This is a genomic window from Streptomyces sp. NPDC057010 (genome assembly GCF_042673805.1).
Taxonomy (GTDB): domain Bacteria; phylum Actinomycetota; class Actinomycetes; order Streptomycetales; family Streptomycetaceae; genus Streptomyces.
This window is the reverse complement of record NZ_JBHUSC010000003.1, coordinates 183,136-202,318: the sequence shown is the minus strand read 5'-3', so window position 1 is coordinate 202,318 and position 19,183 is coordinate 183,136. Positions and strand designations below refer to the sequence as shown.

The following is a 19,183-nucleotide window of genomic DNA, read 5'->3' as shown; positions in this document are numbered from 1 at the left end:
CTGCGACTTTCCGAGAGGCTGAACCCGCGTGGCTGAGGAACAGAAACTCCGCGATTACCTCAAGCGAGCCATCAACGACGCCCAGACCGCGCACCGCAAGCTCCGCGAGGCGGAGGACAAGGAGCACGAGCCGATCGCGATCGTCGGCATGGGCTGCCGCTTCCCCGGCGGCGTCGGCTCCTCCGAGGACCTGTGGCGGCTCGTGGCGGCGGAAACCGACGCGGTCGGCCCGTTCCCCGAGGGCCGCGGCTGGCCCGAGGACCTGTACGACGCCGACCCGGAGGCCTCCGGTCACAGCTACACCCGGGAAGGCGGCTTCCTGCACGACGCCGGACTGTTCGACGCCGGCTTCTTCGAGATCTCCCCGCGCGAGGCCCTCGCCATGGACCCCCAGCAGCGCCTGCTGCTGGAGGTCGCCTGGGAGACCGTCGAGCAGGCCGGCATCGCACCCGCCTCCCTGCGCGGCAGCAGCACCGGCGTCTACGTCGGCGCCACCGGCCAGGACTACGGCCCCCGCATGCAGGACGCCCCGCAGAGCGTGGAGGGGCTGGTCCTCACCGGCAGCACCTCCAGCATCATGTCCGGCCGCGTCGCCTACCACCTGGGCCTGACCGGCCCGGCGGTCACCCTCGACACGGCCTGCTCCTCCTCGCTCGTCGCCCTGCACCTCGCGGCGCGGGCGCTGCGGTCGGGGGAGTGCGACATGGCCCTCGCCGGCGGCATCATGATCATGGCGACGCCGGGCACCTTCATCGAGTTCAGCCGCCAGCGCGGCCTCTCGGCCGACGGCCGCTGCAAGTCCTTCTCGGCCGATGCGGACGGCACCGGCTGGGGCGAGGGCGTCGGCATGCTCCTCGTCGAGCGGCTCTCCGACGCACAGCGCAACGGCCACAAGGTCCTCGCCGTCATCCGCGGCACGGCCGTCAACCAGGACGGCGCCTCCAACGGCCTGACCGCCCCCAACGGCCGCGCCCAGCAGCGCGTCATCCGCGACGCCCTCGCCAACGCCCGCCTGACGGCGGCCGACGTCGACGTCGTCGAGGCGCACGGCACGGGCACCCGCCTGGGCGACCCGATCGAGGCGGAGGCCCTGCTCTCCGCATACGGCAAGACCCGCGCGGAAGGGCAGCCGCTGCTGCTGGGCTCCGTGAAGTCCAACATCGGGCACACCCAGCACGCGGCCGGCGCGGCCGGCATCATCAAGATGGTCCTGGCCATGCAGCACGGCGTCGTGCCGAAGACCCTGCACGCGGACCAGCCGACGCCCATGGTCGACTGGACGGCCGGCGCCGTCGAGCTGGCCGGCGAGACACGGCAGTGGCCCGAGACGGGCCGCCCGCGCCGCGCGGCGGTCTCGTCGTTCGGCGTCAGCGGGACCAACGCGCACGTGGTGCTGGAGCAGGCCCCCGAGGCCGAGCAGCCGGCCGCCGCCGAGGGCGTCGCCCCGGCCGTCGCCCCGTTCGTCGTCAGCGGCCGCACGGCTGCCGCGCTGGGCGCGCAGGTCGAGCGGCTGCGGGCCTTCACGGCGGGCACGGACGCCCGCCCGGTGGACATCGGCGCCTCGCTGGTGGCCTCCCGTTCTCTGTTCGATCACCGGGCGGTCGTCGTCGGTGACGAGGTCGTCGAGGGTGTCGCTGGTTCCGGCCGGGTGGGCGTCGTGTTCACCGGTCAGGGTGCTCAGCGGGCCGGTATGGGTCGTGAGTTGTATGAGGCTTTTCCGACGTTCGCGACTGCGCTTGACGAGGTTCTGTCTCATCTGGACGGTTCGCTGCGCGAAGTGATCTTCTCGGGCGAAGGCCTGGACGAGACGGGCAACACGCAGCCCGCCCTGTTCGCCCTGGAGGTCGCCCTCCACCGCCTGGTCGCGTCGTGGGGCGTGAAGCCGGACCTGGTTGCCGGGCACTCGATCGGCGAGATCGCCGCCGCGCATGTCTCCGGTGTGCTCTCGCTGGAGGACGCTGCCGCTCTGGTCTCGGCGCGTGGCCGGCTGATGCAGGCGCTGCCCGCCGGTGGTGCGATGGTCGCCGTCCAGGCTTCGGAGGAGCAGGTTCTTCCGCTGCTCGCCGGCCGGGAGAAGACCGTCGGTATCGCCGCGGTCAACGGTCCGGCGTCCGTGGTTCTGGCGGGTGTCGAGGCCGAGGTTCTGGAGATCGCCGGTTCGCTGGGTGTGAAGTTCAAGCAGCTCACGGTCAGCCACGCGTTCCACTCGCCGCTCATGGAGCCGATGCTGGAGGACTTCCGCGAGGTCGTCGCCGGGCTGACGTTCAACGCCCCGAGTATTCCGTTCGTCTCCACGGTCACCGGCCGGCTGGCCACGGCGGAGGAGCTGACCTCGGTCGACTACTGGGTCGACCACGTCCGCCGCCCCGTCCGCTTCGCCGACGCGATCGGCACCATCGAGGGCCAGGGCATCGAGACCCTGCTGGAACTCGGCCCGGACGCCGTCCTCTCCGCGATGGCGGCGAACGTCACCGAGTCGGTCACCACGGTTCCGGCTCTCCGCAAGGGCCGGCCGGAGCCGGAGCAGCTCATCGCCGCCCTCGGCGGGCTGTTCACCAGGGGCGTCCCGGTCGACTGGTCCTCGTACTACGAAAACTCCGGCGCCCAGCGCGTCGACCTGCCGACCTACGCCTTCCAGCACGAGAACTACTGGCTCGTGCCCGCCGCCGGCGACGCGACCGACTACGCGGCCCCCGTCGTGGTCGAGCACAAGCCCTCCCGCCTCGGCGGCGGAGCGGCCGAGCTGATCGACGAGCTCACCGCGCTCGGCGAAGGCGAGCAGAACGAACTCCTGCTGCGACTCGTGCGCGAGCAGCTCGCCGTCGTCCTCGGCTACGCCGACCCCGGCTCCGTGGGCGCACAGCAGAACTTCACCGAGCTCGGCCTGACCTCCATGACCGCCGTGGACCTGCGCGACCGCCTGAACGCGGTGACCGGCCTGCGCATCCCGGCCACCGTCAGCTTCGACCACCCCACCCCGCAGGCGGTCGTCACCTACCTCCGCGACGAACTGCTCGGTTCCGACGCAGTCCGCACCTACACCGCGACCCGCGCGAGCGACGAGCCCATCGCGATCGTCGGCATGGCCTGCCGCTACCCGGGCGGCACCGCCTCGCCCGAGGACCTGTGGCAGCTGGTGTCCGACGGCGTCGACGCCATCGGTCCGCTGCCGGCCGGCCGCGGCTGGGACGAGGACCTCTACGACCCGGACCCCGACCGCTCGGGCAAGAGCTACACCCGGGAAGGCGGCTTCCTCTACAACGCCGACCAGTTCGACGCCGGCTTCTTCGGGATCTCCCCGCGCGAGGCCCTCGGCATGGACCCGCAGCAGCGCATGCTGCTGGAAACCGCCTGGGAGACCTTCGAGCGGGCGGGCATCGACCCCGAGTCGGTGCGCGGCAGCCAGACGGGCGTCTTCGCCGGCGGCAACGGCGCCGACTACGCCACGATGATGACCCGCGCCCCCGAAGGCGTCGACGGCTACCTGATGACCGGCAACGCGGCCAGCGTCGTCGCCGGCCGGATCTCCTACGCCTTCGGCCTCGAAGGCCCGGCCATGACGATCGACACGGCCTGCTCGTCCTCCCTGGTCGCCCTGCACCTCGCCGCACAGGCCCTGCGCTCCGGCGAATGCGAGATGGCGCTCGTCGGCGGTGTCACGGTCATGTCCACCCCGGGCACGTTCATCGAGTTCAGCCGCCAGCGCGGCCTGGCCCCCGACGGCCGCTGCAAGGCCTTCTCGGCCGACGCCGACGGCACCGGCTGGGCCGAGGGCGTCGGAATGCTCCTCGTCGAGCGGCTCTCCGACGCGAAGCGCAACGGGCACAACGTCCTCGCGGTCGTGCGGGGCACTGCCGTCAACCAGGACGGCGCGTCCAACGGCCTCACCGCCCCGAACGGGCCCTCGCAGCAGCGCGTCATCCGCCAGGCCCTGGCCAACGCCCGCCTGACGGCGGCGGACGTCGACGCGGTCGAGGCGCACGGCACGGGTACGCGGCTCGGTGACCCGATCGAGGCGGAGGCGCTGCTCGCGACCTACGGCCAGGAGCACTCGGCCGAACAGCCGCTGTGGCTGGGCTCGCTGAAGTCCAACATCGGCCACGCCCAGGCGGCGGCGGGTGTCGGCGGTGTCATCAAGATGGTCCAGGCCATGCGGCACGGCGTCCTGCCGAAGACTCTGCACGCCGACCAGCCCTCGCCGCTCATCGACTGGGCCTCCGGCGCCGTCGAGCTGCTCACCGAGGCGCGGGACTGGCCGGAGACCGGCCGCCCGCGGCGCGCGGCGGTGTCCTCCTTCGGAGCGAGCGGTACGAACGCGCACGTGGTGCTGGAGCAGGCCCCGGCGGTCGAGGAGCCGGTGGCCGAGGGCGTCGCCCCGGCCGTCGCCCCGCTGGTCGTCAGCGGTCGCACGGCCGGCGCGCTGCGGGAGCAGGTGGAGCGGCTGCGCGAGTCCGCCGCCATCTCCGCCGCCCGTCCGACCGACATCGGCTGGTCGCTGGCCGCGCACCGCGCGGTGTTCGAGCACCGGGCTGTGATCGTCGGCGACGAGGTCGTCGAGGGTGTGGCCGGGTCCGGCCGCGTGGGCGTGCTGTTCACGGGTCAGGGTGCTCAGCGGGCCGGTATGGGGCGCGAGCTGTATGAGGCGTTCCCGGCGTTCGCTGCCGCTTTCGACGAGGTTCTGTCTCACCTGGACGGCTCTCTCCGGGACGTGATCTTCTCCGGTGAGGGTCTGGACGAGACGGGCAACACGCAGCCTGCTCTGTTCGCCCTTGAGGTCGCTCTCTACCGTCTGGTCGAGTCGTGGGGTGTGAAGCCGGAGGTTCTGGCGGGTCACTCCATCGGCGAGATCGCCGCCGCGCACGTGGCCGGTGTGCTGTCCCTTGAGGACGCTGCCGCACTCGTCTCTGCGCGTGGCCGGCTGATGCAGGCGCTGCCCGCCGGTGGTGCGATGGTCGCGGTCCAGGCGTCTGAGGAGCAGGTTCTTCCGCTCCTGGCCGACCGTGAGGCTTCTGTGGGCATCGCTGCGGTCAACGGTCCGGCGTCCGTGGTTCTGGCGGGTGTTGAGGCCGAGGTTCTGGAGATCGCCGGTTCGCTGGGTGTGAAGTTCAAGCAGCTCACGGTCAGCCACGCCTTCCACTCGCCGCTCATGGAGCCGATGCTCGACGACTTCCGCCAGGTCGTCGCCGGGCTGACCTTCAACGCCCCGCAGATCCCGATCGTCTCCACGGTCACCGGCCGCCCGGCCACTGCGGAGGAGCTGACCTCGGTCGACTACTGGGTCAACCACGTCCGCCGCCCGGTCCGCTTCGCCGACGCCATCGAGGCCATCGAGGCGCAGGGCATCGAGTCCCTTCTCGAACTCGGCCCGGACGGTGTGCTCTCCGCGATGGCGGCGAACGTCACCGAGTCGGTCACCACGGTTCCGGCTCTCCGCAAGGGCCGGCCGGAGCCGGAGCAGCTCATCGCCGCCCTCGGCGGGCTGTTCACCAGGGGCGTCCCGGTCGACTGGTCCTCGTACTACGAAAACTCCGGCGCCCAGCGCGTCGACCTGCCGACCTACGCCTTCCAGCACGAGTCGTACTGGCTCGTGCCCGTGGCCGACAGTGCCGACGTGAACTCGGCCGGTCTGACCGCCGCCGGGCACCCGCTGCTCGGTGCGGCCGTCGAGCTCGCCGACGGGGAGGGGCTGATCCTCACCGGGCGGCTCGCGCTGCAGACGCACGGCTGGCTCGCCGACCACGCCGTCGCGGAAACGGTCCTGCTGCCCGGTACGGCCTTCGTGGAGATGGCCACCCAGGCCGGTGACCGCGTCGGCTGCGGCACCATCGAGGAACTCACCCTCGCCGCGCCGCTGATCCTGCCCGAGCGCGGCGGCATCCAGGTGCAGCTGACCGTCGGGGCGCCCGACGACTCCGGGCGCCGCGTCCTGACCGTCCACGCCCGCCCCGAAGGCCAGGACGGCGACGCGGAGGCGTGGATCCAGCACGCATCCGGTGTGCTCGCGCCGACCGCCGCGCGGATCCCCGGCGACCTCGTGGAGTGGCCGCCGGCCGGGGCCGTCGAGGTCGACGTCGACGGCGCGTACGAGCGGCTCGCCGACCAGGGCTACGGCTACGGCCCCGCCTTCCAGGGGCTGCGCCGCGCCTGGCGCCGCGACGACGAGGTCTACGCCGAGGTCGAACTGCCCGACACGCAGCGGACCGACGCGGGGCTGTTCACCCTGCACCCGGCGCTCCTCGACGCCACCCTCCACGCCATGATGCTCAAGGCGCTGGAAGACGCGTCGGAGCCCGCGCTGCCGTTCTCGTGGGGCGGGGTCACCGTGCACGCCGCCGGGGCCGCCGACCTGCGGGTGCGTTTCGTGTCCACCGGCACCGACACGGTCTCCCTGCTCATCGCGGACGGCGCCGGCAAGCCCGTCGCCGAGGCGGACTCGCTGCTGTGGCGGACCGTCTCCGTGGACGCGCTGGGCAGCGCCCGCACCACCTACCACGAGGCCCTCTTCCAGGTGGAGCGGACCAAGGTGGCCGGCCCGGCGACCGCGCCCGCCGAGGGCTGGGCCCTGCTGGGCGGCGCCGAACTCGGCCTGGCCCAGGGCCCGTTCCCCGGCCTGCGCCGGTACGAGGGAATCTCGGCCCTGCTGGCCGCGGTGGACGCGGGCGAGTCCGTCCCGCCGGTGACGCTGCTGCCGCTCGCGGCCGCGGCCCCCGACGCCGGCGAAGTGCCCGACGCGGTGCGCGAGGTCACCTACCGGGCGCTGCGCCTGGCCCAGGAATGGCTCGCGGACGAGCGCCTCGAGCAGTCCACGCTGCTGGTCGTGGCGAGCGGAGCCGAAGGCGGGGACCTCGCCCTGACCTCCGCGTGGAGCCTGCTGCGCTCCGCGCAGACGGAGAACCCCGGCCGGATCGTCCTCCTCGACCTGGCCGAACGGTCCGAGCCCGGCCCGGCGACCTGGCAGGCGCTCATCGCGGCGCCGGCCACCGGTGAGCCGCAGCTCGCGATCCGCGGCGGCGAGCTCTACGCGCCCAGGCTGGCGCGGATGGCCGTCGAGCCCGCGGCTCCGGAGCGGCCGTCGCCGTTCGACCCGGACGGAACGGTGCTCGTCACCGGCGCCACCGGTGTCCTCGGCGCCATGCTGGCCCGCCGGCTCGTCACGGCCTACGGCGCCCGCCACCTGCTGCTCACCAGCCGGCGCGGCCCGGCCGCCGACGGCGCCGACGCCCTGCGCGACGAACTGACCGCGCTCGGCGCCCAGGTGCGGATCGCCGCGTGCGACGCGGCCGACCGTGACGCGCTCGCCCGGCTGCTCGCGTCCATCCCGGCGGAGCACCCGCTGACCGCCGTGGTCCACACGGCCGGTGTCGCCGACGACGGCGTCATCGCCTCGCTCACCCCCGAGCGGGTGGACGGCGTACTGCGCCCCAAGGTGGACGGCGCGTGGAACCTGCACGAGCTGACCAAGGACCTGCCGCTGTCGGGGTTCGTCCTCTTCTCCTCGGCCGCCGCCGTGTTCGGCGCCCCGGGACAGGGCAACTACGCGGCCGCGAACGGGTTCCTGGACGCGCTCGCCGAGTACCGGCACGCCGCCGGCCTGCCCGCCTCCTCGTTGTCCTGGGGCCTGTGGGCCGAGGCCAGCGGCATCACCGGGCACCTCGGTGAAGCCGACCTCCAGCGCATGATCCGCGCCGGTCTGCTGCCGCTGACCGCCGACGACGGCCTGGAGCTCTTCGAGACCGCCCTCGGCCGCGACCGGGCCTGGGTCCTCCCGATGCGCCTCGACACCAAGGCGCTGCGCGCCCAGGGCGACGCACTGCCCGCGATCCTGCGCGGCCTGGTCCGCCAGGCACCGCGCCGGGCCGCCGCGGGCACGGCCTCGGGCACGGGGGCCGGCGGGACGGGCCTCGCCGAGCGCCTGGCGGCGCTGCCGCAGTCCGAACAGGACGCGGTGCTGCGCGAGCTGGTCTGCGCGCAGGTCGCGACCGTACTGGGCCACGCCGGTCAGGACACGGTCGACCCGGAGCGGGCGTTCAAGGAGCTCGGCTTCGACTCGCTCACCGCAGTCGACCTGCGCAACCGCCTCAACGGCGAGACCGGACTGCGCCTGCCGGCCACCCTCATCTTCGACTACCCGACCCCGCAGGCGCTCGCCACGCACCTGCGCGAGGAGCTCGTCGATGCCGGGGTGTCGCCCGAACGGCTCGTGATGGAACGCATCGAGGCACTGGAAGCAGCTCTGACGAGCCTGGAACTGGACGACATGGCCGCCGCCCAGACCCAGGTCCGGCTGGCCGCGCTGATGTCCGCGTGGGACGGCAGCCGGGGCAACGGGACCGCCGCGGAGGGCACCGACGTGGCCGAGGACCTGGAATCGGCCTCCGTCGAGGAAATGTATGAATTCGTCGGCAAGGAATTCGGAATCACCTTCGACTGACGCGACAGAAGAAAAACGAATTCCGAACTTGTCGAAATGAATGGGTAGGGAACGCAGAAATGTCGAACGACGAAAAGCTCCTCGGTGTCTTCAAGAAGGTGACCGCCGACCTGGTCCAGACGCGCAACCGTCTGCAGGAGCTCGAGGAGAAGAACCAGGAACCGATCGCCATCGTGGGGATGGCCTGCCGCTACCCCGGTGACGTCGAGTCGCCGGAGGACCTGTGGCGGCTCGTCGCCGACGGCACCGACGCGATCTCGCCGTTCCCGAGCCGGCGCGGCTGGCCCGAGGACCTGTACGACGCCGACCCCGAGGCTAAGGGCAAGAGCTACACCCGCGAGGGCGGCTTCCTCCACGACGCCGACAAGTTCGACCCCGACTTCTTCGGCATGAGCCCGCGGGAAGCCCTGGGCGTCGACGCCCAGCAGCGGCTGCTGCTGGAGATCGCCTGGGAGACCTTCGAGCGCGCCGGCATCGACCCGACCACCGTCAAGGAATCCGCCGTCGGCGTCTTCACCGGCGTCATGTACGGGGACTACGGCCTGCGGCTGCGGGACATCCCCGAGGGCCACGAGGGGCACATCCTCACCGGCAGCGCGGGCAGCGTCGCCTCCGGCCGCGTCGCCTACAACCTGGGCCTCACCGGCCCGGCCGTCACCGTCGACACGGCCTGCTCCTCCTCGCTGGTCGCCCTGCACCTCGCCGCGCAGGCCCTGCGCTCCGGCGAGTGCTCCATGGCCCTCGCGGGCGGCGTGACCGTCATGTCGACCCCGGGCACCTTCGTCGAGTTCAGCCGCCAGCGCGGCCTCGCCGCCGACGGCCGCTCGAAGTCCTTCTCGTCGGACGCGGACGGCGTCGGCTGGGGTGAGGGCGTCGGCATGCTGCTCGTCGAGCGGCTGTCGGACGCGAAGCGCAACGGCCACAAGGTCCTCGCGGTCGTGCGGGGTTCGGCGATCAACCAGGACGGCGCGTCCAACGGCCTCACCGCCCCCAACGGGCCCTCGCAGCGCCGCGTCATCCGGCACGCGCTGCTCAACGCCCGCCTTACGGCGGCGGACGTCGACGTCGTCGAGGCGCACGGCACGGGCACGCGGCTGGGCGACCCGATCGAGGCCGAGGCCCTGTTGGCCACCTACGGCCAGGAGCGCCCCGAGGGCCAGCCGCTGCTGCTCGGCTCGGTCAAGTCGAACATCGGGCACACGCAGGCGGCCGCCGGCGTCGCGGGCATCATCAAGATGGTCGAGGCCATGCGCCACGGCGTCCTCCCGAAGACCCTGCACGTGGGCCAACCGTCGACCGAGGTCGACTGGTCGGCGGGTGAGGTGGAACTGCTGACCGAGGCCCGCGACTGGCCGGAGACCGGCCGCCCGCGGCGCGCGGCGGTGTCCTCGTTCGGCATCAGCGGTACGAACGCGCACGTGGTGCTGGAGCAGGCGCCGGTCGCCGAGGAGTCTGCGGCCGCCGAGGGTGTTGCTCCGGCTGTGACGCCGTTCGTGGTGAGCGGTCGTACGGCCGGTGCGCTGGGTGCGCAGGTGGAGCGGCTGCGGGAGTTCGTCGCGGCTTCGGATGCGCGTCCGGTGGACGTGGGTGCCTCGCTGGTGGGGTCGCGTTCGGTGTTCGAGCACCGGGCGGTGATCGTCGGCGACGAGGTCGTCGAGGGTGTGGCCGGTTCCGGCCGCGTGGGCGTGCTGTTCACGGGCCAGGGCGCTCAGCGGGCCGGTATGGGGCGCGAGCTGTATGAGGCGTTCCCGGCGTTCGCTGCCGCTTTCGACGAGGTGCTGTCGCACCTGGACGGCTCGCTGCGCGAAGTCATCCTCTCGGGCGAGGGTCTGGACGAGACGGGGAACACGCAGCCGGCTCTGTTCGCCCTTGAGGTGGCGCTGTTCCGTCTGGTCGAGTCGTGGGGTGTGAAGCCGGAGGTTCTGGCCGGCCACTCCATCGGTGAGATCGCTGCCGCGCACGTGGCCGGGGTGCTGTCCCTTGAGGACGCTGCCGCTCTGGTCTCTGCGCGTGGTCGGCTGATGCAGGCCCTGCCTGCGGGTGGCGCGATGGTTGCCGTCCAGGCGTCGGAGGAGCAGGTTCTTCCGCTCCTGGCCGGCCGGGAGGCTTCTGTCGGCATCGCCGCGATCAATGGTCCGGCCTCTGTCGTTCTGGCGGGTGTTGAGGCCGAGGTTCTGGAGATCGCCGGTTCGCTGGGTGTGAAGTTCAAGCAGCTCACGGTCAGCCATGCGTTCCACTCGCCTCTGATGGAGCCGATGCTGGAGGACTTCCGCAAGGTCGTCGCCGGGCTGACGTTCAACACCCCGCAGATCCCGATCGTCTCCACGGTCACCGGCCGCCCGGCCACGGCGGAGGAGCTGACGTCGGTCGACTACTGGGTCAACCACGTCCGCCGCCCGGTCCGTTTCGCCGACGCCATCGGCACCATCGAGGCGCAGGGCGTCGAGTCCCTCTTCGAGCTCGGCCCGGACGGTGTGCTCTCCGCGATGGCGGCGAACGTCTCCGAGTCGGTCACCACGGTTCCGGCTCTCCGCAAGGGCCGGCCGGAGCCGGAGCAGCTCATCGCCGCCCTCGGCGGGCTGTTCACCAGGGGCGTCCCGGTCGACTGGTCCTCGTACTACGAAAACTCCGGTGCCCGTCGCGTCGACCTGCCGACCTACGCCTTCCAGCACGAGCGCTACTGGCTCATGCCGACCACCGGCATGGGCGACGTCTCCTCGGCCGGTCTGACCGCCGCCGGGCACCCGCTGCTCGGTGCGGCCGTCGAACTCGCCGACGGGGAAGGGCTGATCCTCACCGGGCGGCTCTCCCTCCAGACCCACCCCTGGCTCGCCGACCACGCCATCCTCGACACGGTCCTCCTGCCCGGCACCGCGTTTGTCGAGCTCGCCACGCAGGCCGGTGACCGCGTCGGCTGCGACACCATCGAGGAACTCACCCTCGCCGCCCCGCTGGTCCTGCCCGAGCGCGGTGGCATCCAGCTCCAGCTGACCGTCGGCGGACCGGACGCCTCCGGCCGGCGTGCGATCGCCGTCCACTCCCGCCCCGACGGCGAGGACCAGCCCTGGACCCAGCACGCCACCGGCAGCCTGGTGACCGGCGGTGCCCCCGCCCCCGCAGGCCTGCTCGTGTGGCCGCCGGCCGGTGCGACCGAGGTCGACGTCGACGGCGCCTACGAGCGGCTCACCGAGCAGGGCCACGGCTACGGCCCCGCCTTCCAGGGCCTGCGCCGTGCCTGGCGGACGCCCGACGGCGCCCTCTACGCCGAGGTCGCCCTGCCCGACGAGCAGCGCACCGACGCCGCCCAGTTCGCCCTGCACCCGGCGCTCCTCGACGCGGCCCTCCACCCGCTCCTGCGCGGTGTGGTCGACGAGGACCGCCAGGGCGGTCTGCCGTTCTCCTGGTCCGGTCTCACCGTCCACGGCGCCGGTGCCTCCGTGCTGCGCGTGCAGCTCACCCTGACCGGCCCGGACACGCTGCGGCTGGTCGCCTCCGACGGCACGGGCGCCCCCGTCGTCACCGTCGAGTCCCTGCTGTCCCGGGCCATCTCCGCCGAGGCCCTGCGCAACGCCGGGAACACCGGCAGCGACGCCCTCTTCCACCTCGCGTGGACGCCCGTGCCCACCCCCGCGGCCGAGCCGGCGACCGGCACCTGGTCGGTGCTCGGCGACGCCGGACTCCCGGGCCTCACCGGCCTGGGGACTCCCGTCGGCTGGGCGGCGATCGAGGACGGGACCGCCGAGGTCCCCGCCGTCCTCCTCGCGCCCGTCACCCGCCCCGAGTCCCCCGACCCGGCCGCCGCCCTGCGCACCGCGACGCTGGGCGCCCTGGAACTCGTACAGAAGTGGCTGGCCGACGAACGCTACGAGGACTCCCGCCTCGTCGTGCTGACCGAGGGTGCCGTCTCGCTCGACGCCGACCAGCCGGGCGACGTGGCCCTGGCCGGCGTGCGGGGTCTGCTGCGCACCGCGCAGAACGAGAACCCGGGGCGTTTCGTCCTCCTCGACCTCGACCCGGCGAGCCCCGCGGACTCCCTGGCCGGGACGATCGCCGCCGCCCTCGCCACGGGCGAGCCCGAGCTGGCCCTGCGTGACGGCGCCGCGTTCGCCCCGCGCCTGGCCCGCCTGGTCCCGCCGACGGCGGACGACTCCGCGCGGCCCGCCTTCGGCCCCGAGGGCACCGTGCTGATCACCGGCGCCACCGGCGACCTGGGCACCCTGCTCTCCCGCCACCTCGTCACCGAGCACGGCGTGCGGAACCTGCTGCTCGTCAGCCGGCGCGGCGGCCAGGCCCCGGGCGCGGCCGAACTCGACACCGAACTGACCGCGCTCGGCGCCCACGTCACCTTCGCCGCCTGCGACGTCGCCGACCGCGACGCGCTCGCCGAGCTGCTCGCCGCCATCCCCGCGGACCAGCCCCTGAAGGGCATCGTCCACACGGCGGGCGTCCTCGACGACGGCATCGCCGCGACCCTGACGGCACAGCAGCTCGACCGCGTGCTGCGGCCCAAGGTCGACGCCGCGTGGAACCTGCACGAGCTCACCAAGGACCTCGACCTCACGGCCTTCGTCCTCTACTCCTCCTCCGCGGCGACCTTCGGCGGCCCCGGCCAGGCCAACTACTCGGCCGCCAACGCCTTCCTGGACGAGCTCGCCCGCCACCGCCGCACCATCGGACTCCCCGCGACCGCCCTCGCCTGGGGTCTGTGGGCGCAGACCGGCGGCATCACCGACAGCCTGTCGCAGAACGACGTCGACCGCATCGCCCGCGCCGGCATGCTGCCGCTGGCCGAGGCCGACGGCATGGAGCTCTTCGACACCGTCGTCGGCTCCGGCCTGGCCTGGGCCCTGCCCACCCGCCTGGACCTGTCCGTCCTGCGTTCCCTGGGCGACGGACTGCCCGCGCTGCTGCGCGGTCTCGTACGGGTCGCCCCGCGGCGCAAGGCCGCCGCGGCCGGCACCGACACCGCCGCCGCCAACGCGCTCGTCCAGCAGCTCGCCGGGCTCGGCGCCGCCGAGAGCGAGCGGGTCCTCGTCGACTTCGTACGCGGCCACGTGGCCGCCGTCCTCGGCCACAGCGACCACTCCGCCATCGGCCAGGACCGCGCGTTCAAGGAGCTCGGCTTCGACTCCCTCACGGCGGTCGAGCTGCGCAACGAGCTCAACGGCGCCACCGGACTGCGGCTCCCCGCGGCCCTGATCTTCGACTACCCGACCCCGGCGGACATCGCCCGCTTCCTGCACGGTGAACTCGCCGGCACCGCGGCCGCCCCCGCCGCCGCCCCGCGGGCGACGACGGTCGTCGACGACGACCCGATCGCCATCGTCGGCATGGCCTGCCGCCTGCCCGGCGGCGTCACCTCGCCCGAGGACCTGTGGCGCGTCGTCACCGACGAGATCGACGCCATCGGCGGCTTCCCCACCGACCGCGGCTGGGACATCGACGGCATCTACGACGCCGACCCGGAGGCGAAGGGCAAGAGCTACGCCCGCGAAGGCGGCTTCGTCGAGGGCGTCGACCGCTTCGACCCGGCCCTCTTCGGGATCTCGCCGCGCGAGGCGCTCGGCATGGACCCGCAGCAGCGCATGCTGCTGGAGACCGTCTGGGAGAGCATCGAGCGCGCCGGCATCGACCCGGTGTCGCTGCGCGGCAGCCAGACCGGCGTGTTCGTCGGCGTCAGCGGCCAGGACCACGGCGGCGTGCTCGCCCAGGTCCCCTCCTTCGAGGGCCAGCTGCTGACCGGCAGCGCCAACAGCATCGCCTCCGGCCGCATCTCCTACCACCTGGGCCTGACCGGCCCGGCGATCACCCTCGACACCGCCTGCTCGTCCTCCCTGGTCTCGCTGCACCTCGCCGCGCAGGCCCTGCGCTCCGGCGAATGCGACCTGGCGCTGGCGGGCGGCGCGCTGCTCATGTCCACGCCCACGCTCTTCGTGGAGTTCAGCCGCCAGCGCGGCCTGGCCCCCGACGGCCGCTGCAAGGCCTTCTCGGCCGACGCGGACGGCACCGGCTGGGCCGAGGGCGTCGGCGTGCTGCTCGTCGAGCGGCTGTCGGACGCGCGCCGCAACGGCCACAAGGTCCTCGCGGTCGTGCGGGGCACGGCGGTCAACCAGGACGGTGCGTCCAACGGCCTCATGGCCCCCAACGGGCCCTCGCAGCAGCGCGTCATCCGCCAGGCCCTGGCCGGAGCCGGCCTGTCGGCGGCGGACGTGGACGTCGTCGAGGCGCACGGTACGGGCACGCGGCTGGGCGACCCGATCGAGGCCGAGGCGCTGCTCGCGACCTACGGGCAGGAGCGCCCGGAGGGGCAGCCCCTGCTGCTCGGCTCGATCAAGTCCAACATCGGGCACACGCAGCACGCGGCGGGCGCGGCCGGCATCATCAAGATGGTCCTGGCGATGCAGCACGGCGTGGTGCCGAAGACCCTGCACGTGGGCGAGCCCTCCCCGATGATCGACTGGTCGGCTGGCGAGGTGGAACTCGTCACCGAGGCCCGCGACTGGCCGGAGACCGGCCGTCCGCGCCGCTCGGCGGTCTCATCGTTCGGCGTGAGCGGTACGAACGCGCACGTGGTGCTGGAGCAGGCCCCGGCGGTCGAGGAGACCGTGGCCGAGGGCGTCGCCCCGGCTGTTGCTCCGCTCGTCGTCAGCGGCCGCACGGCCGGTGCGCTGAAGGGCCAGGTCGAGCGGCTGCGTGAGTTCGCGGCCGGTACGGATGCGCGTCCGGTGGACGTGGGTGCGTCTTTGGTGGCGTCCCGGTCGGTGTTCGAGCACCGGGCCGTGATCGTCGGCGACGAGGTCGTCGAGGGTGTGGCCGGGTCTGGTCGCGTGGGTGTGGTGTTCACCGGTCAGGGTGCTCAGCGGGCCGGTATGGGGCGTGAGCTGTATGAGGCGTTCCCGGCGTTCGCTGCCGCTTTCGACGAGGTGCTGTCTCACCTGGACGGCTCTCTCCGCGAGGTGATCTTCTCCGGTGAGGGTCTGGACGAGACCGGCAACACGCAGCCTGCTCTGTTCGCCCTTGAGGTTGCTCTCTACCGCCTGGTCGCGTCGTGGGGGGTGAAGCCGGAGGTTCTGGCGGGCCACTCCATCGGTGAGATCGCTGCCGCGCATGTCGCCGGGGTGCTTTCGCTGGAGGACGCTGCCGCTCTCGTCTCGGCGCGTGGTCGTCTGATGCAGGCCCTGCCTGCGGGTGGCGCGATGGTTGCCGTCCAGGCGTCGGAGGAGCAGGTTCTTCCGCTCCTGGCCGGCCGTGAGGCTTCTGTCGGCATCGCCGCCGTCAATGGTCCGACCTCTGTTGTTCTGGCGGGTGTTGAGGCCGAGGTCCTGGAGATCGCCGGTTCCCTCGGTGTGAAGTTCAAGCAGCTCACCGTCAGCCACGCGTTCCACTCGCCGCTCATGGAGCCGATGCTCGACGACTTCCGTAAGGTCGTCGCCGGGCTGACGTTCAACGCCCCGCAGATCCCGATCGTTTCCACGGTGACCGGCCAGGCGGCGTCGGCGGAGGAGCTGACGTCGGTTGACTACTGGGTCAACCACGTCCGTCGTCCGGTGCGGTTCGCCGACGCCATCGAGGCCATCGAGGCGCAGGGCATCGAGTCCCTTCTCGAACTCGGCCCGGACGGTGTGCTCTCCGCGATGGCGGCGAATGTCACCGAGTCGGTCACCACGGTTCCGGCTCTCCGCAAGGGCAGGCCGGAGCCGGAGCAGCTCATCGCCGCCCTCGGCGGGCTGTTCACCAGGGGCGTCCCGGTCGACTGGTCCTCGTACTACGAAAACTCCGGTGCCCGTCGCGTCGACCTGCCGACCTACGCCTTCCACCACGACTCCTACTGGCTGCTGCCCCCGGCCGTCACCGGTGACGTCACCTCCGCCGGTCTCGACGAGGCCGGGCACCCGCTGCTCGGTGCCGCCGTCGAACTCGCCCACGGCGAGGGCGCGGTGCTCACCGGCCGGCTGTCGCTCCAGTCCCACCCGTGGCTGGCCGACCACGCAGTGTTCGGCACCGTCCTGCTCCCCGGCACCGCCTTCGTGGAGCTGGCCGTGCGCGCCGGTGACCAGGTCGGCTGTGACTCCGTCGAGGAGCTCACGCTCGCCGCGCCGCTGGTGCTGCCCGAGCGCGGCGGCGTGCAGCTGCAGATCACCGTCGCCGGAGCGGACGCTTCGGGCCGCCGCGAGCTGGGGATCTTCTCCCGGCCCGACGGCGAGGACCAGCCCTGGACGCAGCACGCCAACGGCATCCTCGCCACCGGCACGGTGTCCGCGCCCACCGCCCCGCTCTCCGCCGCCTGGCCGCCCGCCGGTGCGCAGGAGATCGACCTGGCCGACGTGTACGGCCGCCTGGTCGACCAGGGCTACGGCTACGGGCCCGCCTTCCAGGGCCTGGGCCGCGCCTGGCGGTCCACCGACGGCGAGCTGTTCGCCGAGATCGTCCTGCCGGACGCGCAGCGCGCGGACGCCGGCCGGTTCACCCTGCACCCGGCGCTCCTCGACGCCTCCCTGCACGTCCTGCTGCCGGGTGTCGCGGACGCCGACGGGAAGCCGGGCCTGCCGTTCTCCTGGTCCGGTGTCGCCGTGCACACCACGGGTGCCACCGCCCTGCGCGTACGGCTGACCCGTACGACCGCGGAGACCGGGCTGGACGAGGTGTCCCTCGCGATCACCGACCCGGTGGGCACGCCCGTCGCCACGGTGGGGGCGCTGCTCTCCCGCGAGGTCTCCGCCGACATGCTGCGCAGTGCCGGGGTCACGCACCACGAGTCGCTGTTCCAGGTCGAGTGGACGGCCCCGGCCGGTACCGCCGCCGCGGACACCGACCTGACCGGCTGGGCCGTGCTCGGCGCCGACACCCTCGGCCTCGGCGCGGGCGTGGACCCCGCCGGCGCCCTGCGCGGCTACGCCGACCTGCCCGCCCTGCGTGCCGCCGTGGACGCTGGGGAGCAGGCACCGGCCGTCGTCCTGCTCCCGCTGTCCGCCGCGGTGGACGGCATCGACGCCGCCGACCTCGGCGGGATCGCCCGGGCCACTACCCACCGGGCGCTGGAGCTGGCCCAGGCGTGGATCGCGGACCGGCGCTTCGAGTCCTCCCGGCTGGTCCTGGTGACCAGGGACGCCGTCGCCGCCGACGCCGCGACCGGTCTGGAGGGCCTGGAACTCTCCGGCGCCTGGGGCCTGTTCCGCTCGGCGGGCACCGAGAACCCCGACCGGTTCGCCCAGATCGACCTGGACGGCGCCGACGAGTCCCGGCGGGCCCTCCCGGCCGCCCTCGCCACCGGTGAGCGCGAGCTCGTGATCCGCGACGGCGAGGCCCGCGCCCCGCGGCTCGCCAAGGTGGAGATCGCCCCCGCCGCGCAGCCCGCCCCCTGGGACTCCGAGGGGACGGTGCTCGTGACCGGCGCCACCGGCGGCCTGGGTGTGCTGCTGGCCCGCCACCTGGTGGCCGAGCAGGGCGTACGGAACCTGCTGCTGGTGAGCCGGCGCGGTGACCGGGCGCCGGGCGCGGCCGAGCTCGGGGCCGAACTGACCGGCCTCGGCGCGCACGTCACGTTCGCGGCCTGCGACGTGGTCGACCGGGCCGCGGTGGCGGACCTGCTGGCCTCGGTGCCGGCCGAGCACCCGCTGACGGCGGTGGTCCACACCGCCGGTGTGCTGGACGACAGCATCATCGTGTCGATGACGGGCGACCAGCTGGACGCGGTCCTCCAGCCCAAGATCGACGCCGCGTGGAACCTGCACGAGCTGACGGCCGATCTGGACCTGAGCGCCTTCATCCTCTACTCCTCCGTCTCGGGCATCCTCGGCCCGCCCGGACAGGCCAACTACGCGGCCGGCAACTCCTTCCTCAACGCGCTCGCCCAGCGCCGCCGTGCGGCAGGGCTGCCCGCCACCTCACTGGCCTGGGGCCTGTGGGACCACGGCATGATCGGCCACCTCGACGAGGCCGACCGCAAGCGCGTCGCCAAGGGCGGGGTGACCCCGATGTCCGAGGCCGAGGGCATGGCGCTGTTCGACGCGGCCGTCGCCGAGGACCGCAACCTGCTGGCGCCGGTCCGCTTCGACACCGCGGCCCTGCGGGCCCTCGGGGAGAACCTGCCGCCGCTGCTGCGCGGGCTCGTACGGGTGGCACCGCGACGCGCCGCGGCCGCCGCCCCCGGCGCCGCTGGCGCCGAGGGTCCGGCGCCGCTCGCCCAGCGGCTCGGCGCACTCACCGGCGCCGAACGCGAGAAGGCGCTCGTGGACCTCGTACGCGGCGAGGTCGCGGCGGTCCTCGGCCACGCCGGGCACGAGGCCGTCGACCAGGCCCGCGCGTTCAACGAGCTCGGCTTCGACTCCCTGTCGGCCGTCGAACTCCGCAACCGGCTCAACGCCGTCAGCGGCCTGCGACTGCCCGCGACGCTCGTCTTCGACTACCCGACGCCGGCGGCCGTCGCCGGCTACCTCCTGGAGGAGATCCCGGTCGCCGGGGCCTCCCCGGTGGGCTCGCTCGCCGAGGAGATCGACCGCCTGGAGGCCAGCATGTCGGCCGCCACGGGCGACACCGCCGAGTACGAGGCGGCCGCGGAACGCCTGGAGAAGCTCCTGCTGCGGCTCCGCGAATCCTCCGGGGCCGGCGCGAAGCCCGGCGCGTTCTCCGAGGACGACATCCACGGGGCGTCCGTGGACGAACTGCTCGACCTGATCGACGAAGAATTCGACCTCGCGTGAGGTCACGGAATATTCGGAACCTTCGATTCATCCGCCCCTCGCGGCAGAGGAA

General features: G+C 73.2%; 2 protein-coding genes. Both read left to right on the top strand.

From position 1 onward, the window contains the following. Positions 1 to 28 precede the first annotated feature (28 nt). Positions 29 to 8,431, top strand: coding sequence for a type I polyketide synthase (locus ACFTXQ_RS05260; RefSeq protein ID WP_382636035.1), 8,403 nt, complete (start codon positions 29 to 31; stop codon positions 8,429 to 8,431). 59 nt (positions 8,432 to 8,490) lie between these two features. Next, entirely contained in the window at positions 8,491 to 19,131 is a 10,641-nt protein-coding gene (locus ACFTXQ_RS05255) for a type I polyketide synthase (protein ID WP_382636034.1), read from the top strand. The last annotated feature ends 52 nt before the right edge of the window (positions 19,132 to 19,183 follow it).